Origin of the sequence: Diaphorobacter sp. C33 (genome assembly GCF_030503915.1) — a bacterium.
In the GTDB taxonomy this organism is placed as follows: domain Bacteria; phylum Pseudomonadota; class Gammaproteobacteria; order Burkholderiales; family Burkholderiaceae_C; genus Diaphorobacter; species Diaphorobacter nitroreducens.
Window position 1 is genome coordinate 226,518 of record NZ_CP129980.1, and the last position, 12,005, is coordinate 238,522.

14 protein-coding genes are annotated in these 12,005 nt (G+C 65.8%); 6 read left to right on the plus strand and 8 right to left on the minus strand.

Annotated features, from left to right (window positions below; all coding sequences use genetic code 11):
- Window positions 1–8: 8 nt before the first annotated feature.
- The gene (locus QY917_RS01165; RefSeq protein WP_123675120.1) at window positions 9–1,667 is read right to left on the minus strand and encodes a CTP synthase; all 1,659 of its coding nucleotides are present in this window, start codon (window positions 1,665–1,667) and stop codon (window positions 9–11) included.
- 91 nt (window positions 1,668–1,758) lie between these two features.
- Between QY917_RS01165 and coaBC the strand changes: the two genes are divergently transcribed.
- From coaBC to QY917_RS01180, 3 genes are all read left to right on the plus strand, one after another.
- A complete protein-coding gene (gene coaBC / locus QY917_RS01170; protein ID WP_123675121.1) occupies window positions 1,759–2,979 on the plus strand; it encodes a bifunctional phosphopantothenoylcysteine decarboxylase/phosphopantothenate--cysteine ligase CoaBC in 1,221 nt (406 codons plus the stop codon).
- A gap of 97 nt (window positions 2,980–3,076) precedes the next feature.
- Window positions 3,077–3,523, plus strand: a complete 447-nt coding sequence (dut, locus tag QY917_RS01175; RefSeq protein WP_123675122.1) for a dUTP diphosphatase — start codon at window positions 3,077–3,079, stop codon at window positions 3,521–3,523.
- A gap of 165 nt (window positions 3,524–3,688) precedes the next feature.
- A complete protein-coding gene (locus tag QY917_RS01180; RefSeq protein ID WP_015912649.1) occupies window positions 3,689–4,186 on the plus strand; it encodes a glycine zipper 2TM domain-containing protein in 498 nt (165 codons plus the stop codon).
- Window positions 4,187–4,280: 94 nt separating this feature from the next.
- Here QY917_RS01180 and QY917_RS01185 read toward each other — a convergent pair whose 3' ends face one another.
- Window positions 4,281–4,805: a peptidylprolyl isomerase gene (locus QY917_RS01185; RefSeq protein WP_123675123.1), complete on the minus strand. Its 525-nt coding sequence runs from the start codon at window positions 4,803–4,805 to the stop codon at window positions 4,281–4,283.
- 53 nt (window positions 4,806–4,858) lie between these two features.
- On the opposite strand from QY917_RS01185, the gene QY917_RS01190 reads away from it, so the two are divergent.
- The 3 genes from QY917_RS01190 to QY917_RS01200 all read left to right on the plus strand — a co-directional run bounded on the left by QY917_RS01190 (window position 4,859) and on the right by QY917_RS01200 (window position 6,976).
- Window positions 4,859–5,980: a cupin domain-containing protein gene (locus QY917_RS01190; protein ID WP_015912651.1), complete on the plus strand. Its 1,122-nt coding sequence runs from the start codon at window positions 4,859–4,861 to the stop codon at window positions 5,978–5,980.
- 23 nt (window positions 5,981–6,003) lie between these two features.
- Window positions 6,004–6,516, plus strand: coding sequence for a hypothetical protein (locus tag QY917_RS01195; RefSeq protein WP_015912652.1), 513 nt, complete (start codon window positions 6,004–6,006; stop codon window positions 6,514–6,516).
- A gap of 193 nt (window positions 6,517–6,709) precedes the next feature.
- The gene (locus QY917_RS01200; protein ID WP_123675124.1) at window positions 6,710–6,976 is read left to right on the plus strand and encodes a hypothetical protein; all 267 of its coding nucleotides are present in this window, start codon (window positions 6,710–6,712) and stop codon (window positions 6,974–6,976) included.
- Between the two features lie 87 nt (window positions 6,977–7,063).
- On the opposite strand, the gene QY917_RS01205 is transcribed toward QY917_RS01200, so the two are convergent.
- The 6 genes from QY917_RS01205 to QY917_RS01230 form a co-directional block, all read right to left on the minus strand.
- Window positions 7,064–7,846, minus strand: a complete 783-nt coding sequence (locus QY917_RS01205) for an MBL fold metallo-hydrolase (RefSeq protein ID WP_123675125.1) — start codon at window positions 7,844–7,846, stop codon at window positions 7,064–7,066.
- A 33-nt stretch (window positions 7,847–7,879) separates the two neighbouring features.
- The gene (gene bamC / locus QY917_RS01210) at window positions 7,880–8,968 is read right to left on the minus strand and encodes an outer membrane protein assembly factor BamC (protein ID WP_015912654.1); all 1,089 of its coding nucleotides are present in this window, start codon (window positions 8,966–8,968) and stop codon (window positions 7,880–7,882) included.
- A gap of 83 nt (window positions 8,969–9,051) precedes the next feature.
- Window positions 9,052–9,948, minus strand: a complete 897-nt coding sequence (gene dapA, locus QY917_RS01215; RefSeq protein ID WP_123675126.1) for a 4-hydroxy-tetrahydrodipicolinate synthase — start codon at window positions 9,946–9,948, stop codon at window positions 9,052–9,054.
- Window positions 9,949–9,982: 34 nt separating this feature from the next.
- Window positions 9,983–10,567, minus strand: coding sequence for a bifunctional 2-polyprenyl-6-hydroxyphenol methylase/3-demethylubiquinol 3-O-methyltransferase UbiG (locus QY917_RS01220; protein WP_123675127.1), 585 nt, complete (start codon window positions 10,565–10,567; stop codon window positions 9,983–9,985).
- A gap of 2 nt (window positions 10,568–10,569) precedes the next feature.
- Window positions 10,570–10,698, minus strand: a complete 129-nt coding sequence (locus QY917_RS01225) for a hypothetical protein (RefSeq protein ID WP_011804451.1) — start codon at window positions 10,696–10,698, stop codon at window positions 10,570–10,572.
- Window positions 10,699–10,700: 2 nt separating this feature from the next.
- A complete protein-coding gene (locus QY917_RS01230) occupies window positions 10,701–11,918 on the minus strand; it encodes an MFS transporter (protein ID WP_015912657.1) in 1,218 nt (405 codons plus the stop codon).
- Between the last annotated feature and the right edge of the window lie 87 nt (window positions 11,919–12,005).

Here is a 12,005-nt window from a genome sequence, read left to right on the forward strand (position 1 = left end):
CCTTCCAATCAGGCTTTCGCCGCTGGCTTGTGGTGTTCCACGGCCGCCTTGATGAAGGCGTTGAACAGCGGGTGGCCGCTCCAGGGCGTGGACTTGAACTCGGGGTGGAACTGCACGCCGATGTACCAGGGGTGAACGCTCTTGGGCAGCTCGACGATCTCGGTCAGGTGCTCACGCTGCGTGAGCGCCGAGATCACCAAGCCGGCGGTGCGCAGCTTGTCCAGGTACTGCACGTTGGCCTCGTAGCGGTGGCGGTGGCGCTCGGTCACCACGTCGCCGTAGATGCTGTGGGCCAGCGTGCCCGGCTGCACGTCGGAGGACTGCGCGCCCAGGCGCATGGTGCCGCCCAGGTCGGAGTTGGCATCGCGCGTCTTGATGGTGCCGTCCTCGTCCTTCCACTCGGTGATGAGGGCGATCACGGGGTGCTTGCAGTGTGCGTCGAACTCGGTGGAGTTGGCGCCCGCCAGGCCCGCCACATGGCGCGCATATTCGATGGTGGCCACCTGCATGCCCAGACAGATGCCCAGGTAGGGCACCTTGTGCTCGCGGGCATAGCGGGCGGTGGAGATCTTGCCCTCCACACCGCGGCTGCCGAAGCCTCCGGGCACCAGGATCGCGTCGTACTGCGCCAGCTGTTGCGCGGCGTTGTCGTCGGTGATGGTCTCGGAATCCAGGTGGGTGATCTTCACGCGCACATGGCTTTGCATGCCTGCATGCTTGAGCGCTTCGTTGACGGACTTGTAGGCGTCCGACAGTTCCACGTACTTGCCCACCATGGCGATCTGCACCTCGCCGCGCGGGTGCTCGGTCTCATACACCAGGTCGTCCCAGCGCTTGAGGTTGGCGGGCGGTGTGTTCAGGCGCAGCTTGTCGCAGATCAGTCCGTCCAGGCCCTGCTCGTGCAGCATGCGCGGCACCTTGTAGATGGTGTCCACGTCCCACATGGAGATCACGCCCCATTCGGCCACGTTGGTGAAGAGGGAGATCTTCTCTTTCTCTTCCTCGGGCACGGCGTGCAGCGCGCGGCACAGCAGTGCGTCGGGCTGGATGCCGATCTCGCGCAGCTTCTGCACGGTGTGCTGCGTGGGCTTGGTTTTGAGTTCGCCGGCTGCCGCGATCCACGGCAGGTAGGTCAGGTGCACGAAGGCCGAATTGTTCGGGCCCAGCTTCAGCGAGAGCTGGCGCACCGCCTCCAGGAAGGGCAGCGACTCGATGTCGCCCACCGTGCCGCCCACCTCGCAAATGGCCACGTCCACGGCGTCTGGCGTGCCGATGCCGGCGCCGCGCTTGATGAACTCCTGGATTTCATTGGTCACGTGCGGGATCACCTGCACAGTCTTGCCAAGGTAGTCGCCGCGGCGCTCCTTCTCCAGCACACTTTGGTAGATGCGGCCGGTGGTGAAATTGTTGGCCTGCTTCATGCGCGTTTCGATGAAGCGCTCGTAGTGGCCGAGGTCCAGGTCGGTTTCGGCGCCGTCGTCGGTCACGAAGACCTCACCATGCTGGAAGGGCGACATGGTGCCCGGGTCCACGTTGATGTACGGGTCGAGCTTGATGAGGGTGACTTTGAGACCCCGCGATTCGAGGATCGCGGCAAGGGAGGCTGAGGCGATTCCCTTGCCCAGGGAAGACACCACACCGCCGGTGACGAAGACGAATTTGGTCATGTCTTTGATGGTGGTGGGAAATTGGGATTGTAATCAGCCCACTGCAGGGATGCAGTGGCAGGGGCCATGCCCTCTGCTAAATTGCGCCCCCATGAACGAACAGTTGGCTGGCAAACACATTGTCCTGGGCTTGAGCGGCGGCGTGGCCTGCTACAAATCGGCGGAACTGTGCCGGCTGCTGGTGAAGGCCGGCGCCACGGTGCAGGTGGTCATGACCGAGGCGGCTGCGCAGTTCATCACGCCCGTGACCATGCAGGCGCTGTCGGGACGCAGCGTCTACACCTCGCAGTGGGATGCGCGCGAGGCGAACAACATGCCCCATATCAACCTGAGCCGCGAGGCGGACGCGATCCTCATTGCGCCGTGCAGCGCGGACTTCATCGCGCGGCTGGTGCAGGGGCGGGCCGACGAGTTATTGAGCCTGCTGTGTTTGGCACGGCCCCGGGATCGGGTGCCGTTGCTACTGGCGCCCGCCATGAACCGCGAGATGTGGGGCCACCCGGCCACACAGCGCAACCTGGCCCAGGTGGCGCGCGACGGCGCGACGGTGCTGGGCGTGGGCTTTGGTGACCAGGCCTGTGGCGAGACGGGTGACGGCCGCATGCTGGAGGCCGCGGAGATTCTGGAGGAACTGGAGGCCTTGTTCACCCCCCCATTGCTTACGGGCCAGCACGTGCTGATTACCGCTGGCCCCACCTTCGAGGCCATTGACCCGGTGCGCGGCATCACCAACCTGTCCAGCGGCAAGATGGGCTTTGCGATTGCCCGCGCGGCGCGTGCCGCTGGCGCACAGGTCACATTGGTCGCCGGGCCGGTGCATCTGCCCACCCCGCGGGGCGTGCGGCGCATCGATGTGCGTTCAGCACAAAATATGCTTGCAATCGTTGAGGAAAAAGCGCGAGAAGCTACTATTTTCATAGCTGCGGCCGCGGTGGCGGACTGGCGTCCCGCCACTGCTGCGCTGCACAAGATCAAGAAGGACGGCACGGGCGACGTGCCGGCGCTGGAGTTTGTGGAGAACCCCGACATCCTGGCCACGGTGGCGCGCACCGAGCGCGCGCGCGCTGGCCGTCTGTACTGTGTGGGGTTTGCCGCCGAGAGCGAGAACCTGCTGGAGCATGCCAGCGCCAAGCGCGAGCGCAAGGGCGTGCCGTTGCTGGTGGGCAATATCGGCCCGGCCACGTTCGGGCAGGACGACAATGCGCTGCTGCTGGTGGACGCGCAGGGCCATCGTGAACTGCCCCGCGCTTCCAAGGAGGCGCTGGGCCATCAGCTCGTGGCGGAGATCGCGCGGCGCCTTGCCGCCGTTTGAGCGGGTAGGGGCGCACCGGTTGGGCGATGATCGCGGGTTCGGCCCGCGGTGCTGCCGGCGTGACACCGCGCGACCATTCCTTTGAACCTCTGCTCCCATGAAAATCGACGTCAAGATTCTCGACCCCCGCATGGCGGATCAATTGCCAACGTATGCCACGCCCGGCAGCGCGGGGCTGGACCTGCGCGCGTGCCTGGACGCGCCGCTCACGCTGGAGCCCAACGCCTGGCAATTGGTGCCCACGGGCATCGCCATCTACCTTCAGGACCCGGGCTATGCCGCGCTGATCCTGCCGCGCTCGGGGCTGGGCCACAAGCACGGCATCGTGCTGGGCAACCTGGTGGGCCTGATCGACAGCGACTACCAGGGGCAACTCATGGTCAGCGCGTGGAACCGCAGCCCCCAGGCCTTCACCCTGCAACCCATGGAGCGCCTGGCGCAGTTGGTCATCGTGCCGGTGGTGCAAGCCCAGTTCAACGTGGTGCAGGAGTTTCCGGCCAGCGAGCGCGGTGAGGACGGCTACGGCTCCACGGGCAAGCACTGAGCGCCAGCGCCGCTGTCGGCCCCTGCCTACATGGCGGGTGCGCACTTCACTACGAGGCCCGCCGGGCATGGCCGGCAGTGTGCAGGATGCTGCGGTGCTTCAATCTCCCAATGGGTGGCCGCTTTCATGTAGCCATGCTTGCATTGTTGAACCAAGGAGATTTCCATGCGTCCTCATTCCCGCTTCATCGCCTTGGCCGGCTCCGCGCTGGTGGCTGGCGCACTGGTCGCCTGCGCCGAACAGCCGCGCTATTCTGACTACCATCCGACGCCCGGCTACACCAGCCAACCGGCGCCGGGATACACCACCTACCCTAACCAGCAAGGTACCGAGTACGGCACCGTGGCCTACATCGAAGGACTGCAGGCGCGCAACCGCACCTCCGGCGCTGGCGCGATCCTGGGTGCCGTCGTGGGCGGCGTGCTGGGCAATCAAATTGGCTCGGGCTCCGGCCGCACGGCGGCCACTGCCATCGGGGCAGTGGGTGGCGCGGTGGCGGGCAATGCCATCGAAGGCCGCAATAACACCGGTGATTACGAGGCCTATCGCATCACGGTGAACCTGGACCGGGGCGGCCAGCGGGTGTACGAAGTGCCGTCGCCAGGCGATTTGCGCACCGGCGACCGCGTGCGGCTGTATGGCGGACAGATATCGCGCATGTAAAACGATTGACGCGCCGATGGCGGCGCCGCGCACACACAACGGGCTCCCGAGGGGAGCCCGTTTTTTTGGGGCTGTGTGTCGAAAAGTGCGTGGTTCAGTGGATCAGGTCGCTGCCCGGCGCCTGCGGCTGAATGCGGAAAAACCCCGTGCCCGCTGTGCCACGGCCGATTTCTTCCTCCGTGGCTTCGCGCACCGCGTGCACCTTGAGCTGCAGCCGCAGTGCGATGCCTGCCAGCGGATGGTTGCCGTCCAGCACCACGTGCTCAGGGTAGATCTGCGCCACGGTGTACAGCGCGTCGCGCGGTGCATCGGGGTTGACGCTTTGGGGCAAAGCCGTTCCCTCGAACGTCATGCCTTCTTCGATATCCGCGGGAAACAGTTGGCGGGGCTCCAGGAAGAGCAGCTTGTCCTGGTAGTCCCCAAAAGCTTCCTCGGGCTCCAGGTGCAGCGAGAGTTCGGCGCCGACGCCATGGCCCTGCAGGGCTTGGTCGATGCGGCCCAGCAGGTCGTCGCCCCCCACGAGGAATTCCACGGGATCGTCGAGCACATCCAGTTCCTCGCCAAGCGTGTCTTTCAGGACCCAGGTCAAGGCGACCACACATTGTTCGGTAATTTCCATAGGAGAATTGTCGCAGTTCACTGCCCTGCCGCGCGCGCGGCCATTTTGATTCCATGGACGTTCAACAACCGCTGGCCCTGCTCGGGGGCCTGAGCCCGGCGCAGTTCATGCGCCGCCACTGGCACAAGAAGCCGCTGCTGGTGCGCCAGGCCATCCCCGGCTTCAAGCCGCTGCTGAGCCGCGCCGAACTGCTGGAGCTGGCCGGGCAGGACGGTGTGGAGTCGCGCTTCATCCAGGACAAGGCCGGCCAATGGGTGCTGCGCCATGGGCCGTTGGCACGCCGCTCCCTGCCGTCCCTGGCCACGCCGCGCTGGACCGCGCTGGTGCAAGGCGTGGATCTGCACAACGATGCCGTGCACGCGCTGCTGCAGCAGTTCCGTTTCGTGCCGGAGGCGCGGCTTGATGACCTGATGATCAGCTACGCCACCGACGGCGGAGGTGTTGGGCCGCATTTCGACAACTACGACGTCTTCCTGCTGCAGGCCCATGGGCGGCGGCGCTGGCGCATCGGCCGGCAAAAGGACAAGACGCTGCGCCCCGGGTTGCCGCTGAAGATCCTTGCGGCTTTCGAGCCCGAAGAAGAGCATGTGCTCGAGCCCGGCGACATGCTCTACCTACCTCCGGGCTGGGCCCACGATGGCATTGCCGAGGGGGAATGCATGACCTATTCCATCGGCTTTCGCTCGCCCAATGGTGCCCAGTTGGCGCATGAGGTGCTGCAGCGCATGGCGGAGGCGGCGGCCGACGAGGAGGGGGCCATCTACCGTGATGCACAGCAGTCCGCTGTTGCGAACCCGGGAGCCATCCCGGCCGCGTTGCAAGACTTCGCACGCAAGGCGGTGCAGCGCGCGTTGCAGCAGCCTCAGGCGCTGGAGTGCGCACTGGGCGAGGCTCTGACCGAACCCAAGCCCAACGTGTGGTTCGAGCCGTCTCCGGCGGGCATGCTGGAGAGCGTGGTGCTGGACCGGCGCACGCGCATGATGTATGACGACAGGCATGTGTTCATCAACGGCGAAAGCTATCGCGCGGCCGGTCGCGATGCGGTACTGATGCGTCGCTTGGCCGACGAGCGTCTCCTGGACTCGCGGGACCTCGCGCGGGCGAGCGATGAAGCATTGGAACTGCTGTCCGCCTGGTGCGAGGCAGGCTGGGCCCATGCGGGCGCGCAAGCCTGACGCGTCGCCGCCGGAGACAAACCATGGAAGACGCCATTTCGCACGCACAGTCATCGCTGCCCGCTGGCCGATTTGAAGGGCGGGTGGCATTTCAGCAGTTGGTGCGCGATGCCCTGGCATGCGCTGCGCGCGAAGGTTGGCCCGAGCTCATCCTGTCGGACGCCAGCTTCCACGATTGGCCGTTGGGGGAGCGCTCCGTGGCCGATTCCCTGCAGGACTGGGCGCGGGCGGGGCGGCGCTTCGTGCTGGTGGCGGCGGGGTTCGATGAAATCGTGCGGCGGCACGCGCGCTTTGTGCAGTGGCGCGTGCGCTGGGACCACATCATTGTCTGCCGCAAGGCGTCCGTCGCAGATCCGCAGGATGTGCCCAGTGCGCTGTGGTCGCCGCTGTGGGCGCTGCAGCGGCACGACCCGGTGCGGTGCAATGGCGTCGCCGGCGCCGAGCCGGAGCGCCGCATCATCCTGCGCGAATCGCTGCAGGAGTGGGTAGACCGCAAGAGCACTCCTGGATTCCCTGCATCCGTCCTTGGCCTGTGACGGATTCACCCTCTTTGTAACAAGGGTAGCCAGTTATTCGTGTTATCCACTATTGACGAAATCTTTCTATAATTTCGAACTGGTTTTGCCCCCGGCGTTTGCTTCGCAAAGCGTAGCGCCATTGCCTGACTGGCCGCGTGGATGGCGGCGTTGGGCTGTTTGATAACAATCGTTCCCCTTGATAGGACACCAAATGAAGAACTCCGTCGTTCTGGCTGCTTTGATCGCTGCTGCCGCTCTCGCCGCCTGCGGCAAGAAGGAAGAGGCCGCACCTGCTCCCGCTCCTGTGGAAGCTCCTGCTCCCGCACCGGCTGTTGAGCCCGCACCTGCTCCCGCGCCCGCAGCGTCTGTCGAGGCACCTGCTGCTGCCGCTACCGACGCAGCTTCCGATGCCGCCAAGGCGGCTGCTGATGCTGCTGCTGCCGCCGCTACCGGCGCTGCCGCTTCCGAAGCCAAGTAAGAACACTCTGATGCCGGGCCCTCCAAGGGTCGGGCTTGCTGCAAACCCCGTACCGGAAGGTCGGGGTTTTCTTTTTTGGGCAATGGCTCAGTAGCTGGCCTCGATCCAGGGAGTGCCCTCGCGCGGATCGGCCACTACGATGTCACTTGCATGCCACCCCACAGCTTGCGCCAGAGCGGATTGCGCGAGATCCGGTCGGTTGTTGCGTGCGCTCAGGTGTGCAGCCACCACGTGTCGCAGATTCGGGTGATGTACGGCGTGCAGGATGTCCGCGCTGACATGGTTGGGAAGGTGCCCACGCGGACCTGCGATGCGCCGTTTCAGGAACACGGGATAGTCGCCCGACGCCAGAAGGTCGGCGTCGTGGTTGGCTTCGAGCAGCAGCGCGTGACAGCCCTGTAGCCGTTCCACCACCGTTTCTGCCGCATGGCCCAGGTCGGTCAGTAGGCCGATGTGCGTCGCGCCATCGCTGCAGCGCAAGTGCAATGGTTCACGTGCGTCATGCGGCACGCTGAAAGGATGTGCGCAAAAGCTGCCCATATCGACGGGTACGCCATCGCACGCCACATGCAGCAGGCCGTCAAGGTCGGGTGACCCTAGGGCGTCGTAGGTGCCCTCGCTCATCCAAACGGGGATGCGTTCGCGCAGGGCGAGCTTCAGCACGCAGCCCACATGATCGGAATGCTCATGCGTGATAAAGACGGCATCCAACTGCGCCGGGGCCGTACCCGCAGCCTCCAGGCGCCATTGCAGTTGCCGGATGCCCAGCCCGCAATCCACGAGCAGGCGCCGGGTATGCGCGCCGCTGCGCCCTTCAACCAGCGTGGCGTTGCCGGTGCTGCCGCTGGCCAGATTGCGAAAGCGCAGCATCGTGTAGGCGCAAGCGGCGCGGCGCCGCCCCTTTTACTTCAGATCATCCGCGAGCACGCGCACGATGCGCTGTGCATTGGCGGAGGTCTCGGGCGCGCCTGCGGCGTTGAGCACAGACACGGTGCTTCGGTTGCCCTCGCTGCGCACCACGATGCGGTACTTCAGCGGCGGCACCGCGTCGGGCGAGCGGCTGAACAGCTTGCTGAAGAAGCCTTGCTCCTTCTTCTCGGTCGGGGCGACGTAGCGTACGAAGTACACGCCCTGGCTGCGGTCTCGGTCCTCCACGGTGAAGCCGGTGCGGTCCAGCGACACGCCCACGCGGCGCCACGCGCGGTCGAAGCCTTCGTCAAGCTGCACCACCGGCACGTTGTCGACCGTGGCCATGCGCGCGGACGGGGCGGAGGGTACGGGCGCTGCGGCGGCGGCCTTGGATTGCTCCTCGCTCACGCCCAGCTTGACCATCAGCCGGCGCAGGAATTCGGTTTCCAGTTCCGGATCGGCCGGGCGGGGCTGCCAGACGGTGTTGTCCTTCTGGGTGTTGGTGTAGACCTCCACCATGCCGCGGTGGCTGATGTAGATCTCCGTGCCGCCGCTGGCGTTGCGCTCCAGGCGGGTCCGGAACTTGTCGCGTTCGCCCGTGGAATACAGCGAATCGAAGACCTTGCCAATCGTGGAGCGGATGATGTCCTGCGGCAGCTTGGCGCGGTTTTCGGCCCAGTCGGTCTCCAGCAGGCCGAGCTTGGGTTGTTCCAGCACGTACACGAAGCCGTTTTCGATCCAGAAGTCACGCACCGGGTCCCACAGTTGGTCGGCAGGGCGGTCCACCACCAGCCATCGTTGGTTGCCGTCGCGCTCGATGCGTACGTCTCCAATGGACTTCGGGGCTGCGCTCGCCGCGCCGCGGGGCTGTTGCGCCTGGCCCGCTTCGAAAGCGGCAGCAGACACGACGCCGCCAGGCACCGTGTAGCGTGTGTCGCGCGAGAGCTGCGTCAGGTCCGGAGGCACCTCCAGCGTTGCCCCCTTGGTGGCGCTTTTGTAATCGATCTTGTCGTTCTCCAGCACGGAGCAGGCGGACAGGGTCACGGCAAGGCCCAGCAGGCCCAAACGGGTGGTAGCGTTCACGCGAAAATCCTCATTGATCCAGATTCGGCCGGGAGCGTTCCAAATACGCTGCAAGCTGGCAACAGGCTGGGTGAAATTAGAGCTTAGAGCAGCCCCGCGGCGCGCAGGGCGGCCTCGACCACGGCTTCGTTGCCCTGGCTCAGGGGCGTCATGGGCAGGCGCATAGCGCCGCCGCACAGGCCCATGCGTTGCACAGCCCACTTCACGGGGATGGGGTTGGCCTCGACGAACAGTTGCTTGTGCACGGGCATCAGGCGGAACTGGATCTCCATGGCGCGGCGGGTGTCGCCGGCGAGCGCGGCTACGCACAGCTCGTGCATCAGGCGGGGCGCCACGTTGGCCGTCACGCTGATGTTCCCCTGGCCGCCGCACAGCATGAGCGCCACGGCCGTGGGGTCATCGCCGGAATAAACGGCGAAGCCCTTGGGCACGTCGCGGATGAGCCATTGCGCGCGTTCGATGTTGCCTGTGGCTTCCTTGATGCCCACGATGCCGGGCACCTGCGTGAGGCGCAACACGGTTTCGTGCTGCATGTCCGCCACCGACCGGCCGGGCACGTTGTACAGCACCATCGGCAGGTCGCCCACGGCCTCGGCGATCGCCTTGAAGTGGCGGTACTGGCCTTCCTGCGTGGGCTTGTTGTAATAGGGCACGACCTGCAACTGGCTGTCGGCGCCAACCTTCTTGGCGAACCTGGCCAGCTCGATGGCCTCGGCCGTGGAATTGGCGCCGCAGCCCGCCATGATGGGCACGCGCTTGGCGGCTTGTTCCACGGACACGCGAATGATTTCGCAGTGCTCCTCCACATTCACCGTGGGCGATTCGCCGGTCGTGCCCACCACGCCGATGCAGTCGGTGCCTTCTGCGATGTGCCAGTCGATGAGTTTGCGCAGCGCGGGGTAGTCCACACTGCCGTCGTCATGCATGGGCGTGACGAGGGCGACGATGCTGCCGGTCAGGGGGGCGCTGGGAGAAGTCATGTCCGCGTTCAAAAACGGTAAAAAGACATTCTAACTAGACGGGGCCCTGCAGCGGCGCGCGCAGCGGCGCGCGCAGAGGCCCGTCCATGGACGGCGCAGGCCGCACGGCGGCGATGCGCTGCATGAAGCGCGCGGGCGCGTCGAGGAAGCCTTCCTCATAAGCCACGATGCGCAGGTCCCGGCAGGCCTGCAGCAGTTCGCCCGGCCTCAGCAGGAATTCGGCCCGCGCGGGCCGGCCGACAGTTTCGTTGCCCAGGGCGAAGGTCTCATAGAGCAGCACGCCACCGGGCGCCACGCTGTCCACGATGGTGGGCAGCAAAGGACGCCACAGGTAATTGGTGACCACCACGCCGGCAAAGCGCTGCCCGGGCAGGGGCCAGGGGCCAGCCTCGATATCCGCAACGATCGTTGCGCCCCATGGTGCTATGCTTTCGATAGCTTCTGGCGCTTTTTCTATGCCCGTTACCGGGTGTTTTCTTTCATAGAACCAGCGCATGTGACGGCCGTGACCGCAAGCCACGTCCAGCACACTGCCGCCCGCAGGCACCAGGTGGGACCAGCGCTGTATCCATTCCGAGGCCGCGGGCAGCGGCGCATGGGCGGTGCCGTGCGGGGCCATCGTCAGAAGCAGGCCCAGATCTGGTCCGCCAGCGTCAGCATGAAGTCGGGCTGCAGGTACAGCGCGAACACCCCCAGCAGCACCGCGAGCAGCGCAGCTGCGACGATCGACCGCTTGTACAGGGTGCGCATGGTCAGGCCGCCTGAGGGGTGGCGCGCACGATGGCACCCTCGCGTACGGGCAGGTTCACCAAGCCGGCGAGGATGCCCAACACAATCGCCAGGTACCACACGATGTCGTAGCTGCCCGTGCGGTCATACAGATAGCCGCCCAGCCACACGCCCAGGAAGCTGCCGATCTGGTGGCTGAAGAACACGAAGCCGCTGAGCATGGACAGGTGCTGCACCCCGAAGATCTGCGCAACGGTGGCATTGGTGGGGGGCACCGTGGACAGCCACAGTGCGCCGATCACGGCCGAGAACACGTAAACCGACAGCGGCGACAGCGGCACCAGCAGGAAGATGGTGATGGCCACGGCACGGGCGAAATAGATGAACGCCAGGATGTGGCGCTTCGGGATCCGTTGGCCCAGCGAGCCCGCGATATAGGTGCCGAACACGTTGAACAGCCCGATCAGCGCCAGCGCATAGCTGGCCACCTGGGGCGTGAGGCCCTGGTCGCGCAGATAGCTGGGCATGTGCACACCGATGAACACCACCTGGAAGCCGCACACGAAGTAGCCGGCGGTGAGCAGCAGGAAGCTGCGGTAGCGCAGCGCCTCGGCAAAGGCCTCGCCCACGGACTGGGTACGTTTGATGGGGGCGCTGCCATGAAAGCCCGGCTCGCGCAGGCCAAAGGCCAGCGGAACGATCAGGATCACCATCGCCGAGAGCACCAGCAGGGCCTCTTGCCAGCCCAGGCGCAGGATCAGTTGCCCCTCCAGCGGCACCATGAGGAACTGGCCGAACGAGCCCGCCGCAGCGGCCACGCCCATGGCCCAGGAGCGCTTGTCGGCCGGGATCTGCCGGCCCAGTACCCCGTAGATGATGGCGTAGGTGGTGCCCGCCTGCGCAGCGCCGATCAGCACGCCCGTGGTCAGCGAAAACAGCAGCGGCGTGGGAGACAGCGCCATGCCGGCCAGGCCCATGGCGTAGAGCGCTGCGCCGCCGATCAGCACGCGGAAGGCGCCCAGGCGGTCGGCCAGCATGCCGCCAAAGATGCCGAACAGACCCCAGGACAGGTTCTGAATGGCCATGGCCAGGGCAAAGGTCTGGCGTGTCCAGCCCATGTCCTGGGTGATGGGCTGCAGCCACAGGCCGAAGCCGTGCCGGATGCCCATGGACAGAGTGACGATGGCGGCGCCGCAGATCAGCACCTGGGCCATGGACAGTTTTCGGGTTGCGTCGTGCATCCGGCGAATGTAGCGAAAACCCGTGTCGCCTGCTTGGCGCCCCCCCTGTGCAGCACGCTGGCGGGGCAAGAAAGCGTCACCATCCTG